Below are 19,850 nucleotides of genomic sequence, written 5' to 3'. Positions count from 1 at the left end.
AAGGTGACACATATGTATTTGAGGTTTACCCTGCCTCACAAAGTCATACCACTGGTGCGGAGTGCGTACAAAAGAGGATGGAACTATGCTTACACAATCTGATGGAGAAGCGTTTGCTAAGCGCATTAAATCTGATGTGTTCACACTTTTGAGCAAGGTTATCGATCCTGAGTTGGGTCGTTCTGTTACTGATCTCGGTATGATTACGGATATTGAAGTTGAGCCGGCGGGGTTTGCTTCTGGTGAGGCCAATGATCTTGGCAAACCAATTTTCGACGTAACAGTTTATGTTGAACTTACTATAGAGGGTTGCCCACTCACAGCAACTATCTCAGAGCGAATCAATCAAGTGCTGACCTCATATCAACAAGCTATTCTCCGACCTCGGCAAGAGGTATCGTCTATGAGTCAGGACAAGCTGTCCAGTTTAGTGGATCAGCTTAAGGCAGAGAGAAGGGCTAACCCATTTACAAAAGCTTCCAGCAAAACCAGGGTTTTTGCTGTAGCTTCGGGTAAAGGTGGTGTAGGTAAATCATCGGTTGCGGCTAACTTAGCAGCAACTTTCGCGGCTCTCGGTTACGACACGGCAGCGATAGATGCTGATATTTACGGTTTTTCTCTGCCAGGACTTTTTGGAGTTCATACACAGCCTACGAACTTAAATGGCATGTTAATGCCTATTACTGCTTGGGGTGTGAAACTAATATCGATTGGTATGTTTGCTGGTGCGGAACGTGCAATCTTGTGGAGGGGGCCGCGTTTGCAGCGCTCTCTTGAGCAATTTCTGTCCGATGTTTGGTGGGGTGAACCCGATGTTCTCATCTTAGATTTAGCTCCTGGGACAGGAGATATGGCTATATCAGTTGCGCAGGCCTTACCCAATGCAGAAATGGTCATAGTTACTACCCCGCAACCTTCAGCTTCGGATGTGGCGGTACGGTCTGGGTTGGTTGCATTGCAAGTGCCTACACGAGTGCGAGGTGTTGTTGAAAACATGTCATGGTACGACCATAATGATGAACGCTTGCGCATTTTTGGTCAAGGCGGTGGACAACGCGTGTCTGATCAGCTCAGTCAAGCTCTCGGTTATTCTGTACCGCTTCTTGCTCAGTTGCCTCTGGAGCCACCAATTCGAACGATAGGCGAGGGTGGGAGACCCGCTGTTTTGCAAGAGAATGGTGATTTGGATTCGGGATCACTTACTCAGCAATTTGTCAAACTAGCTCACGACCTACTCGCTGCTTAATGGTCTTCCCATGGTAATCTAAGCTCATGTGAAAATGAATGGATAGTGCTTTATGACTCTTGGGTAGTGTTTCAAACGGCAGTTCTTTTGTATACAGCTACCGGAGTTCTTAGACATCGTTCATTGATGACGGTCGAGTAGCATGGCGAAATTTGAAGATAGTCAACGCAATGACAGTTGACGTAATGATAGTTCTGTGCATCCGGGACAAGCTCGAAAAAGTTACTGGTCAACATAATTGCGATGATTACAGTTTTACTGGTAATAAGTGGTATAACACATGTGTATGTAAGTTATGTAGCGCAAAACCTACACAAATTTCTGTTACGTCAACTCGCATGTCTGTTTCCAGACGTAAGGAGGGCGCATCAGATACGGGAACACTCAGTGTTTTCCAGAGTCCACAGGTTTCAGGCTTAAGTAGAGGTTCAGAAGATACAGTACCCACTTCAGCTCCTCAGTCTGATCCCGGTGTAAAAGTAACAATAAGAAAGGTGATGCTCTCAGATTACTGAGCAAACTCGGTATTGACGAACGGACTGCCAAACGTAAACTATTGAAGATGTCAGGTGGCGAACAGCAGAGGGTTGGAATTGCTCGAGCGCTGTTACATGATCTTGATCTACTTATTGCTGACGAACCCACTGACAATCTCGATGAAGATTCTGAAGATGCAATCTTGTCTATCTTGCAAGATTTAGCACATAGCCAAGGTAAATGTGTACTGGTGGTTACTCATTCTGCGTGTGTGGCGAGTAAAGCAGATCAACGGTGTGTAATGCGCTCGGGCAGATTAGAACTTCAATCCTAACTGATTTGTAGAGAGGGGGCGCATACCTGCCTCTCTCTACAAGCACTGTCATTGCCATGCAGATATTTGCTTCTTAAATCTGTTGCTTTGTTAATTCAGAAGGAATATAGAATAACCACGGTAACGCAATGATGAGAAGACCAATTGCACAAATGGAAAGCAGTGGAATGATCTCTCGTCCGTTGAGAATGAAGGAAGAGAAGAGTGGTCCAAAAATGTAGCCCATAGATTGTGCAGTATTCAGTAAACCGAACATGCGACCGCTATAGTGGGGGCCAGCTAACTTTGCAGCGACGACAGGTTGAGATATGCCCAACATGACTTCTCCCAAGCCGAAAATGATAATAGCTACGGAAGCTAATGATAAGGCTCCAAAAGTAGAACTAAAGGAAAGAGCCAGATCGATAAGGAACCAGGCAGCAGCCCAGAAAACTGGAACACTGCGGAGCATAAGTACGTGGTTACCGTCTTTTAATCGTGGCAGCAGAATGACGTTAAGAATAACAACAGCAAAGGTATTGACTACGTCCACGACTGAGAGAGACCAGCGAGGGATATGAGGGTCTGATATTAAAGTAGTCACGAGACCAGCATCAAACTGGGAATATCCAAAGATATCCATTAAGAGGGTACCCATGGCTAATATGCCCATAGTGAGCAGTGTTCTGCGGGCAAATGATGGATTTGGAAGGTTTTGCTGGGTGTGATGATTTTGGGTCTGAGGGACTTGTACCTCATGAGGTCGAGGGGTGGCACGTTTTGTTAGTTGACGCAGGTGATAGTGATGCTCAATAATAAGTAGAGCTATGCTGACGAACGCGAAGCCAATACCACGACCAGCGAACCCAGCCCTATAGAACATATCAGATCCGGTTGCAGCGATGAGACCGCCCACAGCAGCTCCGAGACCAATACCGAGATTGAGTTCTGCTTGGTTGATGCCGTAAACGGTATTGTGATGTTTCTCATCTGAAATCAAGGTGAGGATACTTGCCCATGCAGTCATCGTAGACATTCCTAGACCAGAGACAAAAGCAGCTGCTAAAGCCATGGGGAAGGTAGTTGACAGTGCAAAGATAAAGGGGCCGATCACACTAAAAGCTAAGGCAATGTGCATGGCTACCCAAGGGGAGTGTTTATCTGAAAACCATCCGATGATTGGGTTGGCAATTAAGGAAGCAATAGAACTTACTGTAACGGTCAGCGTAGCTTGGCTCATGCTAGCGCCCAATGAATGGGTAGTAAACAAGAGTTCAATCGGCATAACTAACCCGCTACCGAAGCAGCACACGAGGTCAACTACCAGCATAGCTCGCAAATAGTCCGGTAGACTCATGAATTCCCGTAACCAACGCAAGCTGTGTCTCCTTAATTGAATAATGTCAGTAAAAAGCGCCCCAAGTTGTTACAACCAGGGGCGCGCATGGTTTAGTAACTTAAATGTGGAAGTACAGTTCGTACTCTAATGGCGTGGGTGCCAACCGAGCCTGTTGGATTTCTCCACGTTTCATGTCAATCCAGGTTTCGATCAAATCTTCTGTAAAGACATCGCCTTCGGTAAGGAAGTCATGATCTTCTTCCAGTGCATTGAGAGCCTCTTCCAAGGATGCGGGCACCTGCTTAATGTGTTCGTGTTCTTCTGGTGGCAGCTCATACAAGTCTTTATCAATGGGAGCTGGTGGTTCAATATGGTTGAGGATACCGTCTAAGCCGGCCATGAGCTGAGCTGAGAAAGCCAAGTAGGGGTTGCAAGATGGGTCTGGAGCACGGAACTCAATACGCTTGGCTGCTGGCGAACTACCTGCTAAAGGAATACGGATGGCAGCAGACCTGTTTCGGGCTGAGTAGACCAAGTTTACGGGAGCTTCAAATCCGGGCACCAAACGCTTGTAGGAATTGAGCGTTGGATTGGTAAAGGCCAGAACTGCTGATGAGTGGGCAATGAGGCCGCCTACATACCAGCGTGCAATGTCTGAAAGACCACCGTAACCATTCTCGTCATAGAACAGAGGAGAGCCTGATCGCCACAAGGACTGATGACAGTGCATACCTGTACCGTTATCTCCCGCTATGGGCTTGGGCATAAACGTAGCTGCTTTGCCATTCAGAGCAGCTGTTTCGTGGACCACGTACTTGTACTTCATTAAATCGTCAGCTGCATGAGTCAGCGTGTTGTAGCGGTAGTTAATTTCCTGCTGTCCAGCGCCACCAACTTCGTGATGTGAACGCTCAAGAGTGAGACCAACCTGCTGAAGATTGGACACCATGTCATCACGCAAATCCTGGTAATGATCTACAGGCGGGACAGGGAAATAACCACCTTTGACTTTGTTCTTAAACCCAACATTAGGGCTTCCATCCTCTTCAGTATCTACTCCTGTGTTCCAAGAAGCCTCGATGGAATCCACTTCGTAAAAGGAGCGAGGCATAGAGTTCTCAAACCGTACTTTGTCGAAGATAAAGAATTCAGCTTCAGGTGCAAAGGAGGCCGTGTCAGCAATTCCAGTTGACTTTAGGTAGGCTTCTGCCTTTGCTGCAACTTGCCGCGGGTCTCGTGAATAAGGCTCATTGGTTACCGGGTCGACGATGGAAAAAACGACATCTAGGGTCTTATGCTTACGGAAGGGGTCAATATAAGCGGTTTCAGGATCTGGAATGAGTTTCATGTCAGATTCATTAATAGCCTGGAAGCCAACTATTGAAGAACCGTCAAAGGCCATGCCATCAGTAAAAGCATTATCTAAGAATTCACTAGCAGGAACTGTGATGTGTTGTAGGACACCGATTAAATCGGTAAAACAAATAGATACAAACTCTACATTTTCCTCGTCAATCAGGGCTTGGCAGTCTTCCATTGTCTTTAGTTCTTTCACTAGACAGTTCCTTTCATAACCGTTGATAGCCCCAGTGTAAAAGAAAGAAAATATGTATACGCGACTGGCAGGTTACGAAAGTGTTTCTTTACATAACCTGCCAGTTGGTGGGGGATCTGAGTTGGTATGACACTCAAATCCCTTTGAAGTTGCTTATTTACCACGTAAAGCCTTACGTGAGACGTGAACTTTAGTGGGGTCCATGCCTTTAGGCATGTTAAGGGCATTCTGCCGTTTCTGCAAAGTGTTGAGACGGCCCTTCAGCTGCTCAAGCTCGGTGGCTGTCAGTTTTACTTTTTTGCGGATTACTGTTTTTTGTAGCTTTTCAAGAGGAACCTGCTTGTCGCCATGACCGACACTTATTTTGTAAATGGGAATAGCAGAACCACGGGTTACTCTGTGGATCTCTTCCTCTTGCCGAGACATGGCTTTCATGATGCGCGAATAATCACCTTCGCCAATAAGGAAGACACCGCTACGTCCAGTGCCGCGCCATATTGCATCCTTGGTTTTTGGATCAATCCAGATAGGGTCTTGGGGGAAGTCGAAGCCTGCTTTACTGATGTTAGTTAGCACTGCAGCACTAGCTCCCGGTCGACCATCCATTTTACGATACCCGACGTTGTCAGACCTTCTGGTCAATGTCATCATTGCTAAAAGGGTGCCTACCATGATGCCTAAAACGACAGTCATTATCCATGAAAGCCAACCGAATGTAAAGATGAATCCGCAGGCAATTGCTATCACAACAGGAATGAAAAAGGCAGCTGCTAGATACCAGGGTAGCGTTTTATCTTCTGCATAAGTGAACGCAAAGATCTGCTTGAGCTGGGAGATCATGCTGTTCTTTTTCTTCTTTTTGTCTTTCTTGGTATCTTGAGCCATACCTGTCCTTTACCTATTCGTGTGTATCCAATTGACCAGTTTAGCGCATATGGAGCGGACGACCATCTGCTTTTAAGAGGGCTTCACCGAGAGCCTCACTGAACGTGGGGTGGGGGTGAATGAGTCTGGCGGCTTTGCTGACGGGCACTTGGTTACCTACAATTTGCTCAGCCTCAGCAATAAGTTCTGCTGCTTCGGGTGCCACTATGTGCACCCCAACTACTATGCGTGTAGTAGGGTCTTCAGTTTTGCATGCTGTCACCAGACTCAAGGAACCAGTGGATCCGCTCATACGCATCCGTGCATTAGAGAGCATGGGATAGATGGTTTCTTGGATTTCGAGAAGATCATCGCGAGCTTCTGCTGATTCCTTGCCTAGTCCTATGCAAGCAGCTTGAGGTGTGGAAAATACTACTTGAGGAATGCTGTTTTCATCAACAGGAAGGGGGTTGAGCCCTGCGATACTTTCCGCTACGACGATTCCTTGCTCAAAGGCACGATGTGCAAAGTGGTAGCCGGGTGTGATGTCTCCTACCGCCCAGACATGCTTGCAGCTGGTGTGACCGAAAGAATCAGTAAGAACTAGACCATGAGGGTCTGTGTTGATACCGGCCTGAGCAAACCATGGATCATCAGTATTAGGGGTGCGTCCGATTGCAACTAATACCTTATCCGCTGTGACTTGTTGCTCAAGTCCATTGCTATCAGTTTGAGATGAACTATATGACACGCACAGTCCCTCATGCTCGTGTTCGATGCGGGCGCACTGTGAACCGGTGATAATTTCAATGCCTTGCTTTTGTAATGCACGCGTTAGTGCCATGCTAGTACGTCGGTCCCAATCCGAGAGGACACGATCTTTGCGAATAAGGAGCCGTACTTGACTGCCAGCAGCCTGCCATATAGAGGCGAATTCTACCGCAACCGCCCCGGCTCCGATGATGACAGGATGTTCTGGGAATTGCTTAAGGTCTAGGGCGCGGTCAGAGTCGAGAATGTCACTAGTAAACGGTTGCTCGGGTAGAGGCGTTGAGTGAGCACCAGTAGCAAGTACGATATCATTGGCGTGCAAGACAAACGGTTGTTTACTGTCGTTGGTCACCTCTACGGTTCTGGGAGACAGTATAGAGGCTCGTCCGTGAATGACTGTTACCTGACGTTGGCTGAGGAGCTGAGATAAACCGGTGGTCATAGCGTCTACGCTTGACTGTTTGAAAGTAGTCAGCTTATTAAAATCTATGCCATCGAACGTGGACTGGATGCCTAGCTGGCGAGCATGAGCGCTGAGCGTTATTGTTGATGTTGCACTCATCAAGGCCTTAGTAGGAATACAGCCGCGGTTTAAGCAAGTGCCACCTACTGTTGAGTCCTCTTCAATCAGAGCCACACGTGCTCCTAATTGAGCTGAACGCAGGGCAGTAGAGTATCCGCCTGGCCCTGCACCAATAATTACAAGATCGTAGCTATCCGATGGCGCAGTGTGGTTATTCTTGCTTGAGTCAGTTACCTCAGTGTTTGTCTTTGTGCTCATATTCCTATCATAGGGAGAAAAGAGCGCAAGTGTATTTTATTCAGGCCAATGTCCACGCTTGGCGTACTTGGGCTTGGGGATGCGCCAACGTCGTAGCTGCCAGGCTCTCATGCATGCATAACTAGCTGATCGGGAACCACGAGCCACTGATCGTTCGCCGAATTTATGTATCAATTTTTTCTTCAGCTTATGCCACATGTAAGCTAAATCAATAATGACTGCTATAGCGTAGACATAAATTAAAATTGTGATACCGAAGTAAATGGTAGGCGAAAAGAAGCTGGAAGCTATGGCTATAACGAAGAAGAGAAGGATAGCTGGCATAGTAAACTCTGATATGCCAAGGCGTGCATCTACGTAATCTCGGATATATATGCGCCAAGGTAAGCGTTCTGCCTGAGGCATGTGTGCTAAATCGCCTGTACGCATAGCCTCATACTGCTCATCTTCTTTGGCTCTGATTCGTTCTTTTGCAGCCTTTCGGCTTGCTTTTCGGTCTTTGGGTACTAGAGGCCGAAGATTCTTTTGTTCCGCCTGCTTGCGCTTAGGGGTGGGTTTACCTTTTCCCTTGTCGCTAGAGGAGTCACTGGCTACAGAAGATGCACTGGGGTCGTTCGATTCAAGCGAATTGTTGCCCTTAAATAGCTTCCATGTCATGCGAACAGGTTACGGTGACGCCTAGACGCATGTGTGTGGTTATCCTTGTGAAGAGGTATCTAGTAAAGGAGGCAAATATGACAGAAATAACCGCTGAAAGTGTTCGTGAAAAGGTTAAACAAGACTGGTCGCGCATAGTGAATCTGCTCAGCCAAAAGGTTACTCTGCGATCTGTCTCTGCTGAGGGGATTACTGGCGAGCATATGAGGCGTTCTGCTGAGTTTGTGGCTGAAGAGCTCATCAAGGTTGGAGTTGACGCTAAAGTTGTGCAGTCCAACAATCCAGATGGCAGTCCAGGTGCCTTTGAAGTTGTCGGTTCCAAGTTGGTAGACCCAGCTGCTCCTACGGTGTTGCTCTATGCCCACCATGATGTACAGCCAGCACCTGATGATGGTCAATGGCTCAGTGACCCTTTCACTGCAACGGAACGTGACGGGCGTCTGTACGGACGCGGCTCAGCTGATGATGGCGGTGGCATTGCTATCCATTCTGGTGCTTTGCATGCTTTAGGTGATGATCTAAAGGTTAACATTAAAGTCTTCATCGAAGGCGAAGAGGAAATGGGATCTCCTAGTTTCATCCCATTTATCGAAGCTCACCGAGATGAATTCGCGAGTGATGTCATCATTGTGGCTGATTCTGGTAACTGGGCTTGGAATATCCCGAGTTTGACCACCTCCTTGCGAGGTAATATCGATGTTGATGTCACTGTCAAAGTTTTGGAACACCCAGTTCACTCTGGGCAGTTTGGTGGTCCAATTCTTGATGCAAACACACTTGCTGCCATGCTTATCGCCTCTATGTATGATGATCAAGGCAATCTTGCTGTAGATGGTGTTACAGCTGATAAGCCGGTCGGAGGTTTGCAACGAGATCTAGATGAGGCTCAGGTGCGAGCAGATGCGGGTATTGTTGACTCTTACCGTCTAGCTGGAACTGGTTCTCTGGCGGAACGTATGTGGACTAAGCCTTCTGCGAGTGTCATAGGCTTTGATGCCCATCCAGTCGAAGGATCCTTTAACGTTATTGCAGATGTAACGCGCTTCCGCATCTCTTTGCGCACGGCACCAACTCAAGATCCCCAGGAAGCTACACAGGCTCTGTGTAATTTCTTACGCCGTCATGCTCCGTTTGGTGCTCAAGTGGATGCGGAACCTGTGGATGCTGGAATGGGCTGGGCTATGGATGCCAGTTCTTCTGCTGTCCGTGATGCTGAGCAAGCTATGGAAGAAGCTTTCGGGCAGTCTCCAGTCAATAAAGGTGAAGGAGGCTCAATTCCATTTATTCCAGAACTCAAAAGGCTTTTCCCCGATGCACAAGTTCTGGTCACTGGACCCGAAGATCCGCAGACCAATGCTCACAGTCCCAATGAATCGATTTCACTGAAGGGATTGGAACATAATATTGTGGCAGAAGCACTTTTACTGCATAAGCTCTCCCAACATAAAAACTGATCTTCGTAGCTTCTTGACTTGGGCCTGACATACACTAAACGGTGACACGGGGGCTGTGTGCTTTCAGCTAGCAATGAAGCTGTTGGCGTACGGCTGAGATGAGGCTTAGCCTCAACCGGACGAACGTATACCGGGTAATGCCGGCGCACGGATGTCACTTCCCGTGCCTTATTGAAATGCATGCGTGGCTTGCTCAGCACGCTACAAAGAAAGGCACATTACTTATGGCAGAACACCATCTATCGAATAGAAACAATACCACTTCTCCAACAATAGTTAATGAGCATCGTTTTCGGTGGAGAGTAGTAGACATAGCAGTTGCTTCAGTAATAGGAGTGGCATCGGCACTAATATATTGGTTAGTGGCTTTGCTGTCAGCAGCACCGTTCCCAATCCTCGAGGGAATTGTGCCTGGTCTCGGCGGGCTTTTTAATGGTTTTTGGCTTTTTGCCGGACCTTTGGCTCTCATTATTGTGCGTAAGCCTGGAGCTGGGGTCTACGCTGAGGTTGTTGCGGCAATTCTAGAATCGCTTTTGGGGAGTCAGTGGGTTCCAGTCGAAACATTTATGATAGGCCTGCTCCAAGGTGTTATGGCAGAACTAGCTTTTCTTGTCTTTGCTTACCGAAAATGGAATTTAGCCACCACAGTATTGTCCGGGGTTTCTTCGGCTATCGGTTGTTGGTTATATAGCTTTGTAACTCATTTACAGGCCATTAATATAACTGGTTCGTATGGAATTATCTACGTTATTACAACTGTTATCTCAGGAGCTACTCTGGCTGGATGTTTAGTGTGGTACCTGTATGTAGCTATCGCTAAGACAGGTGCTTTAGATCACTTTGAGTCCGGCCGTCTGGTTCGGATGAGTAAGTCTTCAAAGTAGTAGGGTCGACTGTGAACCAAAATGATTCTCTGGGGTTGCCTGCTGCTTTGGAATTTAAGTCTTGGGGTTACAAGCATGCATCAAGACCAGACTTCGCTGTCAGTGGCTTAAACCTTAAGATTGATGCAGGCCAACGGGTGCTGCTTTTGGGAGCATCTGGTATCGGTAAATCGACAATCTTACAGGGGGCAGCGGGTATACTCGGTGCAGCCTGGGACGAAACCGTAGATGTCGTAGACCATGATGCCACTGTTGAAGATGCAGACGGAGGTCAAACTCAAGGCCGAATACTGATTGACGGACACTCCGTAAGGCAGGCCCAAGGTCAAGTTGGTCTAGTTTTACAAGATCCAGATGCTCAGGCAATCTTCCAGCGGGTGGGAGACAATGTAGCTTTTGGCCCTGAGAATATGGATGTTCCTAGGGAGCAAATTTGGCAACGGGTCCGTGAAAGCATGGAAGCTGTGGGGTTGAGTGACATACAGTTGCATCGTTCTACCACTCATCTTAGCGGCGGTCAGATGCAGCGCCTTGCCTTAGCAGGTGCGCTTGCAATGCGTCCAGGAATACTCTTGCTTGATGAGCCTACAGCCAACCTAGATCCTTCAGGACTTGAACAAATTGCTGGAGCTGTCCAACAAGTCCTTGACCAGCAAGGCTCTACCATGGTTCTTGTTGAACACCGAGCCCAAGCGTGGATGGACATGATTGATCGGGTAGTGGTGTTGGGATGCGATCAGGGGAAGACCGATGAACACGATCGTAAAACTGTCGTAGTTGCTGACGGCAGTCCCGATCAAGTGTTTATCGATTCACATATTGACTTTGCTGAATTAGGAATTTGGGTACCGGAACGCTATGTACAACGTGCGAAGAACCATACTGGTGTAGGGCAGAATCGCTGTGTAAGCCAACTTGGGGAATCGGTGGAGGGTGCGCCTATTCTCTCCACCCGGGATTTAGCTGTCGGTAGGGATGGGGCGTCCATTGCTACAGGTATCGATTTGGACTTCTACTCTGGACGAATAACAGCTTTGGTTGGGGACAATGGAGCTGGAAAATCTACACTTGCTATGACCTTAGCGGGTCTGTTAGAGCCAGTTAGTGGGTACGTGGAAGCATCTGAAGTGCTGGTAGAGAGTGGTGCGGAACAAGCGCGAAGTAGTCATCCTTTTGAGTGGAACTCCCGTCAGTTAGCGAGTCGCATCTCCTATGTTTTTCAAAATCCTGAACATCAGTTCGTCCGCGGATCTGTACTAGAAGAGGTCATGGTGGCTCCTCTAAGAACAGGAATGGATCAGAAAGCCGCAGAGGAGCGAGCGCAACGTTTACTAGAACGATTTAAGCTAAGTCAGTATTCAAGTGCTAATCCCTATACACTTTCTGGAGGTGAAAAACGGAGGTTGACGGTTGCTTCTGCCCTTGCTGCTGCACCCCGTGTGCTAATTCTGGATGAACCAACGTTTGGGCAGGATCGTGTGACTTGGAACCGAATGGTTCAGCTTATCGCAGGACTTCAAGCCGATGGGGTGTGCGTCATCATTGTTACACATGATCGTGAACTCGTCCGAGCCTTAGATGCTCGAGTAGTTGAATTGATACCTCAAGATTCCTCTGGCACATGGGAGCGGCAAGAGAGCGCAGTTGTTCCAGATGCTAGTGAAGCATATTCTAACGGAAGTCTGAAAGAGGCAGTTCAGGATAGTTGTGAAAAGGAAACTCGGATTTCTGTTCAAGCTATGGCTGAACGTGTTGAGGATCCTCGCCCTGCTAGCCACTCAGCATACATAGCCTCAATCAATCCAGCTTTCCGACTTATTGGAAGCTTCGTGCTAGCTTTGCCGTTATTTTCCAGTTTGGACTGGCTTTCGGCTTTGACTGCTTTGTTTATAGAAATAGTATTGCTAATGTTCGCGGGGTTCACGCCTTGGCGTATCGTACGCTCAGCTTGGCCGCTTTTTGTGGGAGCTCCTGGTTCAGCCCTCGCAGTTTTACTGTATGGCAAAGAGGGTGGAGTTCAGCTCTGGCATTGGGGGCTGATTACCGTAAGTGAACGCTCGGCCTTACTGGCATGTGCTACAGCATTGCGTATTCTAGCAATCGGAATACCAGCTATTGTCGTGATGTTAGGAATAGATGCTACGGATCTAGCGGACTCTTTTAGTCAAGTTCTTCATCTTCCAGATCGGTTTGTTTATGGCGGTTTAGCAGGCCTTCGTTTGTTTTCGGTTCTCAGGGATGATTGGGCTTCTTTAACAGCTTCGCGTCGTTCTCGGGGACTTGGCGATGATAACAAGGTAAAGACTTTTTTTCCTCAAGCGTTTGCTCTTCTGGTGCTTTCTATCCGTCGGTCAACAACACTTGCAGAAGCCATGGAAGCTAGGGGGTTTGGATCTAGTGAACCACGCTCTCACGCTAGACCGTCCACAGTGAAGCACAGAGATTATGTTTTTTTGCTGATTTGCCTCGTAGTGCCCTTGGTATCTCTAGGTGTTGCTTGGTTGCGTGGGACGTTTGCTTTCTTTGGTAACTGATGAATTCACATGCCGTACACGCAGTGTCAGGGGGTCTGTTAACTGGATAACCAGCTAACAGACCCCCTGACGATTACTACATTGTAACTATTAATAAACGTAACAACCCGTTTATGGTTACTTAGCCAAAACGGTGTTGATATTGCGCACCTCATCGAAGCGCTTGGATGCGTCTTCCCAGTTCACGATATGCCACCATGCCTCTACGTAATTAGCACGGTTATTGAGGTAGTCAAGATAGTAGGCGTGCTCCCATAGATCCAGCATAACGAGTGGGAAAATAGTGACAGGTAGGTTACCTTGGTGGTCAAACATTTGTAACGTTACCAGTCGTTCGCCTAAACTGTCCCAAGCCAAAACAGCCCAGCCGGAACCCTGAATGCCAGAGCACATCGATTCGAAGTAAGTCTTGAATCCTTCAAATGAACCAAACTGTTCTTCAATGGCTGCCATGAGTTCACCAGTAGGCTCTTCTCCTTTGGCTGGTGCCATATTCTTCCAAAAAATGGTGTGATTCTTATGTCCTGCGAGATTAAACGCCAAGTTCTTTTCCAGTAGGTTACTCTGAGCGACATTGCCAGACTCAGCTGCGTCGTGGATTTGTTCTAGAGCTTTGTTGGCACCGTTCACGTAGGCTTGGTGGTGCTTATCGTGGTGGAGTTCCATAATTTTGCCGGAGATGTAAGGCTCGAGAGCCGAATAATCATAGGGCAAATCAGGCAAAGTATAAACAGGCATAATGCCTCCTTCTCATTCAAATGCTGCCATAAGAGCGTCTGTGGCGATGCGTATAGGCAGGTCATTCTATGTTAGACAAGTCTACTTGGCTTGTACTGCAAGACTATCGGCAAAGTTGTATTTGGCAAAGGCGTAGACCGATTTTCTTTTCGTGAGTTATCGCACACTGTCTTACTGTAAAGTATTTGTGACTAGAGGATGCTCAGTGTATAGCTATGAAAGAGTAGGGCTTGCTTGCAGTCGGTGTCACTTGGCCTGGCACATTATTACACTAGCTCTATGCCACAAAACCGTGAACTTATCGATAATCCTCGTTCTCAGCGTATTCGACATGTAGCTGAACTGTCAGATCGCCGTTATAGGAAGCGATATGGGCGTTTCTTGGTTGAAGGGCCTCAAAGTGTCCGAGAAGCTGTTGCTTGTGTGCCGCACTGCTTGTCGGACATATACGCTGAAGTCCACAGCAGTGGTAGTTTGCAACCAGTATCTACAGTGGTGGCACAGATTCTCAATCAGGCAATGGAACAAGCCCCAGACACATATATCCATTATGTGAGTAAACGAGCTATACAAGCCATTAGTAAGGATGCTCAAGGAATTGTCGCAGTTGGTAAGTTATCCCCAATAGCTACTAGCTTAGATACGCTGGAAGCTGATCTGGACTCGCTTTCGCCAGGCTGGGCTGAACCGTTCAATGTTGCTGCCTTATGGCAAGTGCGAGATCCAGGAAACGCAGGAACCATTATTAGAACTGCTGATGCTGCTGGAGTACAAGCTCTCTTACTCGTTGATGATTGCGTCGACCCATATAATCCTAAAGTTGTGCGATCCACAGCTGGGTCAATTTTTCATATTCCTATTATACAAGTATCAACAGAGGGCTTCTTCTCCTGGGCACAAGAAAGGGAACTTCCTATTGTAGCCGCTGATGTATACGGAACTGCGGAACGTTCTCCGGTCGATTTGCGGACCTTTGTACGACAAAGGAAAGAAGCTTCTACTGATCGACAAGTCATCCTTTTTGGTAATGAAGCTAGGGGATTACCAGAGGAAATCTTGAAACAGGCTGATCAAATTGTATCCATTCCCATCTTTGGAAAAGCCGAGTCACTCAATCTTGCGACCTCAGCTGCTGTCATGCTGTATACCCTGTCTATGTCGAGTCGTCTTGAAAGAATGTGAAGACGATAAAAACGCTGATAGAAAGCAGTTTTGAGGGATTCGATCCCTGTACAGAAAGGGCTCAAATTGGCAGATGAGCAGTTCGATCCAGCGGCAGTTACCGATGAGGTTGCCGAAGGTATTGAGAAGATTTGCAGTGCTTCTAATCTAGAGGAGTTAAAAGCACTGAAGGCGCAATTTGCGGGTGCTCAATCTGCTATGGGGAAGGCTAGCAGGGCTATTGGCTCTATGCCTGCGCAGGACAAAAAAACTGCTGGTCAGCTGATTGGCAAGTTAAAAGCTGATTTTGGACGGGCTTTTGGTCTTAAAGAACGTCAACTACAGGTTCAGGCTGAACAGGAGCAACTTGCGAATGAGCGAGTGGACATGACCCTGCCTGTGGAACGCAGGCCTCTTGGCAGTCGGCACCCCCTCGCCAAGCTTATGGAAGATGTTGAAGACTTCTTTGTTTCTATGGGTTGGCAGATTTCCACTGGACCAGAAGTGGAAAGCGAGTGGTACAACTTTGATGCCCTCAACTTGGGGCCCGATCATCCGGCTCGCCAAATGCAGGATACCTTCTACATCAAGGGTTCACAGGCCAAAGACGCAGCTGGTTTTGTTGGTTCTAACATAGTAATGCGTACGCAAACTTCTTCCGATCAAGTGCGTGCCTTGATTGAACGCGGTGTGCCTCTCTACGTTGCTAGCCCGGGTAGAGTTTTTCGCACTGACGAGTTAGATGCTACCCACACCCCAGTGTTCCACCAGTGCGAGGCGCTCGCAGTTGACAAAGGTCTAACCATGGCTGACCTCAAGGGCGTCTTGGACAAACTAGCAGTTGCCATGTTTGGTGATGGTGCCCGCACGCGACTGCGTCCCTCATACTTCCCTTTCACTGAGCCTTCGGCAGAGATGGATTTGTGGTTCCCCGATAAAAAAGGTGGCCCTGGCTGGATTGAATGGGGCGGTTGCGGCATGGTCAACCCCAACGTTCTGCGTTCTGCTGATATAGATCCTGAAGTCTACTCAGGTTTCGCATTTGGTGTTGGTATGGAACGTACCTTGCTCTTACGGCATGATATCAACGATATGCACGACCTGGTAGAGGGTGACGTGCGATTCAGTAACCAGTTTGTAATGGGGGAGTGAGCAACTATGCCAATGGTCGATATTGATTGGTTGAAAGAGCATGTTGAAGTTCCAGCCGACCTTTCCTATGAACAGTTAGCCCAAGACTTAGTAAAGGTAGGCTTGGAAGAAGAAGAAATTCATCGCTCAACTGTTACTGGGCCAATAGTCGTGGGCTACGTGGTGGAAGCTGTAGCTGAACCTCAGAAGAACGGCAAGATAATTAACTGGTGCCAGGTTGATGTCGGTGATCAGTACAATGCAGTCGATGAAACTGGCAGGAAAGTACCACGCGGTATTGTCTGTGGTGCTCCGAATATGGCAGCCGGTGAAAAGGTAGTTGTAACGCTGCCCGGAGCTGTGTTACCGGGAGATTTTAGGATCGAGCCGCGCAAGACTTATGGTCATGTTTCTAACGGCATGTGCGCTTCTGAGCGTGAGCTTGGTCTGGGTAGTGATCACAATGGCATCATATTACTCCGGCACTATGGATTCTCGCCTGAAGAATATGAAACGCTTCAGCCGGGTGATGATGCCATCGCATTGTTACATTTGGATAATCCAGTTTTAGAGATCAATATCACTCCAGATCGTGGATATGCTTTGTCGTATCGAGGTGTAGCACGTGAGTTTCACCATTCGACAGGTGCTAGTTTTACCGATCCTGTTAGTAAGCTCACTGATCATCTTAATGCCCAAGTGAATGCTGATGAATCGGCAGTACAGGTTGAGATTGATGACCAAGCACCTATACACGACAAGCCTGGTTGTGACAGGTACTACCTGCGTGCTGTCCGTGACTACGACCCTCAGGCAGCTAGCCCAAACTGGATGCGTAGGCGGTTGATTCGGGCTGGAATGCGTCCTATTTCTTTAGCTGTTGATGTTACCAATTACACCATGCTGGATTTGGGACAGCCTCTACATGCATATGACCTGGATAAGATCGAAGGTCCTATTGTGGTCAGAAGAGCCCAAGAAGGGGAGCGCCTTACTACGTTGGATGGGAAGGACCGTGAACTCAGTCCTGAAGATTTGCTGATCACTGACTCGCCTAATGGTGACCGTTCGTCTCGTATATTAGGTATCGCTGGTGTTATGGGTGGCCTATATGGGGAAGTGGATGCTCAGACCAAAAATATTCTTATCGAGTCAGCTCATTTCGATACGGTTTCGATTGCTCGTACGGCCCGTCGTCATAAACTACCCTCTGAAGCTTCACGTCGCTTTGAGCGAGGCGTGGATACTGCCATCCAGCCTGCTGCAGTTCAAATGGCGGTTGACTTACTGACAACATATGGTGGAGCTCAAGCTGACGAATATGCAATCGATATTAATAACTGTGAACCAGTACAACCTATAAGCTTCCCAGTGAGCTCAGTTAAACGATTGGTAGATCTGGATACCACTCGTGAGGGTATTATTTTCATTCTCGAAGATGTCGGATGCGGGGTGGAAGAAGTTAATGATGAGGAACTGCTGGTAACTCCACCAAGTTGGAGGCCTGATTTGGTCCAGCCTTGTGACTTAGTTGAAGAAGTAGCTAGGCTGGTTGGTTATGACCAGATTCCTACCAAAATGCCGTCACCATTTGTGGCTGGAAAGGTAGGTTTAACTCCTGAACAACGTGGTAGACGTTGGGTTGCTGATACTCTGGCCGAGTATGGTCTCACTGAGGTATTGAACTACCCCTTCGTGGGGGATGCTGATTTCAAAGCGTTTAGTGTGGATGAGGATGAAATGCATCCTATCAGCGTGGAGTTAGCGAATCCCATGGCAGCAGACCGTCCATATCTCAGACGTGAGCTTTTATTGCCACTAGCAAATACTGCACAACGTAATATTCGTAGGGGTAACGAGAATATTCGCATCTTCGAAATCGGACATATTTTCAAATCTGATACTCAGGCTCCTGCAGTACCTTCACTGCCAGGAGGTTGCCGTCCAACGGATCAACAACTCCACTCTCTAGATGCTGGTTTGCCTGAACAACAGCTTCATGTGGCTGCTTTACTCACAGGAAATGCTGTAGAAGATGGTTGGTTGGGTGACAGACGAGCAGTTGATTGGTCTGATGCAGTTGAAGTTGCCCGCCGTGTTATGGACCGCCTGGGAGCTGATTATGACTTGCAACAGCCAACAGCAGATGAGGTGCCTGTCCAGTGGCATCCTGGTCGTATGGCTTATGTCGTACTCAGCGGTAATGTGCAGGCGGGTTTGCTTGGTGAGTTGCACCCTCATGTGACTGAAGCTCTGGGGCTACCTGAACATACAGCAGCCTTTGAACTTGACTTAGATGCGATCTTCGCAGCTATGGACTTCAAACCTATACAAGCCAAAGCTATTTCCATATTTCCCCCTGTGAAACAAGATTTGGCTTTTACCGTGCCGGATGATGTAAGCTCTTCTCAGTTGACGGCTGCAATTGAAAACGCTGTAGGACCGTTGTTGGAAAGTATTCAACTGTTTGATGTCTTCACAGGTGATCAAATCGGTAAGGGGATGAAGTCATTAGCGTACTCAGTGACGTTTAGGGCGCCGGATCGCACATTGACTTCGGAAGATAGCGATTCCATACGGAAGAATATTGTACATGCCACAAGTGCTTTGGGAGCACAATTGAGAGCGTGAGGGGGATATAATTGGCGACGATTAAAGGAGTTACTACGGATACAGAGCAGGAACAGAACCCAGTAAATAATGGGCAAGTAGCAGGTGGATTGACCGGTAATAACTCACCGGTATCTACCAGTGCTCTGCCAAGCCAACCCGAGTATGGCGCACTTAAGCAAGAATATCCTGGCTGGAACCCTTATATCTTTGGACAAGCTGATCCTGAACCACAACCTGATAACATTCAGCAACCTGTTCAGGTAGCTCAAAACGAGCATCCTCTGCCTGGGGGTAATCCTCAGATAGGTACCTCATACCAGCCAGCAAAAAAGCACATGATGAACGGCATCAACTTAGATGACCCTAGACAAAATCCTGCATATGGACGCTGGGATCCTTGCGCCATTATTGCTTTTATTACAACTCTGTGCTTGCCGATACCCTTTATTCCGGCTTTAATGGGAGCTATAGCCATGTACCGAACCAAAACCTTCCATATGAAGGGTTTCGGTTTGGCATTGGCGGCGGTAATTATTAATCTGCTGTACAGTTTCTTTGTTGTCTGGATGAGCATATCCGGTTTTTCGGTGAACGATGTATACCAGCAGATGATGCAATCAATGGTTCCAGCTCCTGATGAGAGTGGTGGAGATCAGATAACTGCTTCGGTTTGAGTGCCGGACAAGAGCTAGCACTAGTGTGGTTTAGCTAAGAGCCTGTATGTCCTTCTTTCAGTATGCGTATTACACTGATGCATAGGTAGGAGCACTGCGAGGGAGGATCCATGCGACCATCAAATAAGGCGGCTCGTCTTGATGCTATCCGTCAGTCTATACGTGAACACAAGGTAAGCTCTCAGTTGCAGTTATCTGAGCTTCTCATCCAGCAGGGTATCAACGTTACACAAGCGACACTCAGTCGTGATCTTGATGAGTTACATGCAACTAAAGTGCGTTTTCCGGATGGGATAATGGCATATTGGATTCCTGATATCAGTAATCAGAGCATACTCGAAATGACGACCATGACTATGACTCACGCTGAGGAATCAGCAAAAGCAGACCAGTACTTAGCAAAAGTTCTCACTGGATTGATTACTTCTGTTAAACGAGCAAATAATCTGCTAGTTGTAAGAACTCTATCAGGTGCCGCTCAGTTTGCCGCAAGTGCTCTCGACAGGCAACCAATTTCTGGAATCATGGGCACCATCGCCGGTGATGACACTGTTCTCATTGTCTCTCCCAGTGACGATCAGGCTGCTGATCGTGCTCGGTGGCTGCTTGATATTACTTCCGGTGATGTTGCCCAACAGGAGCGGCTGGAGGCCTGAAA

15 protein-coding genes, 2 pseudogenes and 1 riboswitch are annotated in these 19,850 nt (G+C 47.7%); of the genes and pseudogenes, 11 read left to right on the top strand and 6 right to left on the bottom strand.

Features of this window, described 5'->3' with window-relative positions:
- The first annotated feature begins 85 nt into the window (after positions 1-85).
- Both BOCO_RS03065 and BOCO_RS03060 read left to right on the top strand, forming a co-directional pair.
- The gene (locus tag BOCO_RS03065) at positions 86-1,246 is read left to right on the top strand and encodes a P-loop NTPase (protein ID WP_094722623.1); all 1,161 of its coding nucleotides are present in this window, start codon (positions 86-88) and stop codon (positions 1,244-1,246) included.
- A gap of 490 nt (positions 1,247-1,736) precedes the next feature.
- Positions 1,737-2,057, top strand: a pseudogene (locus BOCO_RS03060) (ATP-binding cassette domain-containing protein); the annotation flags it as partial.
- A gap of 73 nt (positions 2,058-2,130) precedes the next feature.
- On the opposite strand, the gene BOCO_RS03055 reads toward BOCO_RS03060, so the two are convergent.
- The 5 genes from BOCO_RS03055 to BOCO_RS03035 all read right to left on the bottom strand — a co-directional run bounded on the left by BOCO_RS03055 (position 2,131) and on the right by BOCO_RS03035 (position 8,003).
- Positions 2,131-3,366, bottom strand: a complete 1,236-nt coding sequence (locus tag BOCO_RS03055; protein WP_275542065.1) for an MFS transporter — start codon at positions 3,364-3,366, stop codon at positions 2,131-2,133.
- A gap of 127 nt (positions 3,367-3,493) precedes the next feature.
- The gene (gene glnA / locus BOCO_RS03050) at positions 3,494-4,930 is read right to left on the bottom strand and encodes a type I glutamate--ammonia ligase (RefSeq protein WP_094722620.1); all 1,437 of its coding nucleotides are present in this window, start codon (positions 4,928-4,930) and stop codon (positions 3,494-3,496) included.
- 153 nt (positions 4,931-5,083) lie between these two features.
- Positions 5,084-5,815 carry a DUF4191 domain-containing protein gene (locus tag BOCO_RS03045; protein WP_094722619.1) on the bottom strand — a complete coding sequence of 244 codons (732 nt, stop codon included), beginning with the start codon at positions 5,813-5,815 and terminating at the stop codon, positions 5,084-5,086.
- 40 nt (positions 5,816-5,855) lie between these two features.
- The gene (locus BOCO_RS03040; RefSeq protein WP_094722618.1) at positions 5,856-7,346 is read right to left on the bottom strand and encodes a dihydrolipoyl dehydrogenase family protein; all 1,491 of its coding nucleotides are present in this window, start codon (positions 7,344-7,346) and stop codon (positions 5,856-5,858) included.
- A 36-nt stretch (positions 7,347-7,382) separates the two neighbouring features.
- Complete coding sequence (locus tag BOCO_RS03035) at positions 7,383-8,003, bottom strand: DUF3043 domain-containing protein (RefSeq protein WP_094722617.1); 621 nt, start codon at positions 8,001-8,003, stop codon at positions 7,383-7,385.
- 77 nt (positions 8,004-8,080) lie between these two features.
- Between BOCO_RS03035 and BOCO_RS03030 the strand changes: the two genes are divergently transcribed.
- From BOCO_RS03030 to BOCO_RS03020, 4 genes and pseudogenes are all read left to right on the top strand, one after another.
- Positions 8,081-9,457, top strand: coding sequence for a dipeptidase (locus BOCO_RS03030; protein WP_094722616.1), 1,377 nt, complete (start codon positions 8,081-8,083; stop codon positions 9,455-9,457).
- A gap of 36 nt (positions 9,458-9,493) precedes the next feature.
- Positions 9,494-9,627: riboswitch (TPP riboswitch) on the top strand.
- Positions 9,628-9,681: 54 nt separating this feature from the next.
- Positions 9,682-10,341: an ECF transporter S component gene (locus BOCO_RS03025; protein ID WP_094722934.1), complete on the top strand. Its 660-nt coding sequence runs from the start codon at positions 9,682-9,684 to the stop codon at positions 10,339-10,341.
- A gap of 11 nt (positions 10,342-10,352) precedes the next feature.
- Positions 10,353-10,944 (top strand): annotated as a pseudogene (locus BOCO_RS07655) (energy-coupling factor ABC transporter ATP-binding protein); the annotation flags it as partial.
- A gap of 62 nt (positions 10,945-11,006) precedes the next feature.
- Positions 11,007-12,875, top strand: a complete 1,869-nt coding sequence (locus BOCO_RS03020; protein WP_420835398.1) for an ATP-binding cassette domain-containing protein — start codon at positions 11,007-11,009, stop codon at positions 12,873-12,875.
- Between the two features lie 117 nt (positions 12,876-12,992).
- Here the strand turns inward: BOCO_RS03020 and BOCO_RS03015 are convergent, their stop codons facing one another.
- On the bottom strand, positions 12,993-13,613 hold the full coding sequence (locus BOCO_RS03015; protein WP_094722614.1) for a superoxide dismutase: 621 nt from the start codon (positions 13,611-13,613) through the stop codon (positions 12,993-12,995).
- A 279-nt stretch (positions 13,614-13,892) separates the two neighbouring features.
- Here BOCO_RS03015 and BOCO_RS03010 point away from each other — a divergent pair, with 279 nt between their 5' ends.
- The 5 genes from BOCO_RS03010 (at position 13,893) to BOCO_RS02990 (ending at position 19,848) form a co-directional block, all read left to right on the top strand.
- Positions 13,893-14,795: a TrmH family RNA methyltransferase gene (locus tag BOCO_RS03010; RefSeq protein ID WP_094722933.1), complete on the top strand. Its 903-nt coding sequence runs from the start codon at positions 13,893-13,895 to the stop codon at positions 14,793-14,795.
- 66 nt (positions 14,796-14,861) lie between these two features.
- Positions 14,862-15,926 carry a phenylalanine--tRNA ligase subunit alpha gene (gene pheS, locus BOCO_RS03005; RefSeq protein ID WP_094722932.1) on the top strand — a complete coding sequence of 355 codons (1,065 nt, stop codon included), beginning with the start codon at positions 14,862-14,864 and terminating at the stop codon, positions 15,924-15,926.
- Positions 15,927-15,932: 6 nt separating this feature from the next.
- Entirely contained in the window at positions 15,933-18,536 is a 2,604-nt protein-coding gene (gene pheT / locus BOCO_RS03000; protein ID WP_094722613.1) for a phenylalanine--tRNA ligase subunit beta, read from the top strand.
- 11 nt (positions 18,537-18,547) lie between these two features.
- Entirely contained in the window at positions 18,548-19,192 is a 645-nt protein-coding gene (locus BOCO_RS02995; protein WP_244568717.1) for a hypothetical protein, read from the top strand.
- 110 nt (positions 19,193-19,302) lie between these two features.
- A complete protein-coding gene (locus BOCO_RS02990) occupies positions 19,303-19,848 on the top strand; it encodes an arginine repressor (RefSeq protein WP_094722612.1) in 546 nt (181 codons plus the stop codon).
- Positions 19,849-19,850: the final 2 nt, after the last annotated feature.

The organism is Bombiscardovia coagulans (assembly GCF_002259585.1).
GTDB lineage: Bacteria > Actinomycetota > Actinomycetes > Actinomycetales > Bifidobacteriaceae > Bombiscardovia > Bombiscardovia coagulans.
Note: the sequence above shows the minus strand (reverse complement) of the source record. Positions and strands in the feature narration are given on the sequence as shown.

Bases quoted from the DNA above. Each gene is read 5' to 3' on its own strand.
- BOCO_RS03065 (WP_094722623.1), top strand. From the start codon at position 86: ATGCTTACACAATCTGATGGAGAAGCGTTTGCTAAGCGCATTAAATCT.
- BOCO_RS03055 (WP_275542065.1), bottom strand. From the start codon at position 3,366: ATGCTGGTAGTTGACCTCGTGTGCTGCTTCGGTAGCGGGTTAGTTATG.
- BOCO_RS03045 (WP_094722619.1), bottom strand. From the start codon at position 5,815: ATGGCTCAAGATACCAAGAAAGACAAAAAGAAGAAAAAGAACAGCATG.
- BOCO_RS03040 (WP_094722618.1), bottom strand. From the start codon at position 7,346: ATGAGCACAAAGACAAACACTGAGGTAACTGACTCAAGCAAGAATAAC.
- BOCO_RS03035 (WP_094722617.1), bottom strand. From the start codon at position 8,003: ATGACATGGAAGCTATTTAAGGGCAACAATTCGCTTGAATCGAACGAC.
- BOCO_RS03030 (WP_094722616.1), top strand. From the start codon at position 8,081: ATGACAGAAATAACCGCTGAAAGTGTTCGTGAAAAGGTTAAACAAGAC.
- BOCO_RS03025 (WP_094722934.1), top strand. From the start codon at position 9,682: ATGGCAGAACACCATCTATCGAATAGAAACAATACCACTTCTCCAACA.
- BOCO_RS03020 (WP_420835398.1), top strand. From the start codon at position 11,007: ATGGTTCTTGTTGAACACCGAGCCCAAGCGTGGATGGACATGATTGAT.
- BOCO_RS03015 (WP_094722614.1), bottom strand. From the start codon at position 13,613: ATGCCTGTTTATACTTTGCCTGATTTGCCCTATGATTATTCGGCTCTC.
- BOCO_RS03010 (WP_094722933.1), top strand. From the start codon at position 13,893: ATGCCACAAAACCGTGAACTTATCGATAATCCTCGTTCTCAGCGTATT.
- pheT (WP_094722613.1), top strand. From the start codon at position 15,933: ATGCCAATGGTCGATATTGATTGGTTGAAAGAGCATGTTGAAGTTCCA.
- BOCO_RS02990 (WP_094722612.1), top strand. From the start codon at position 19,303: ATGCGACCATCAAATAAGGCGGCTCGTCTTGATGCTATCCGTCAGTCT.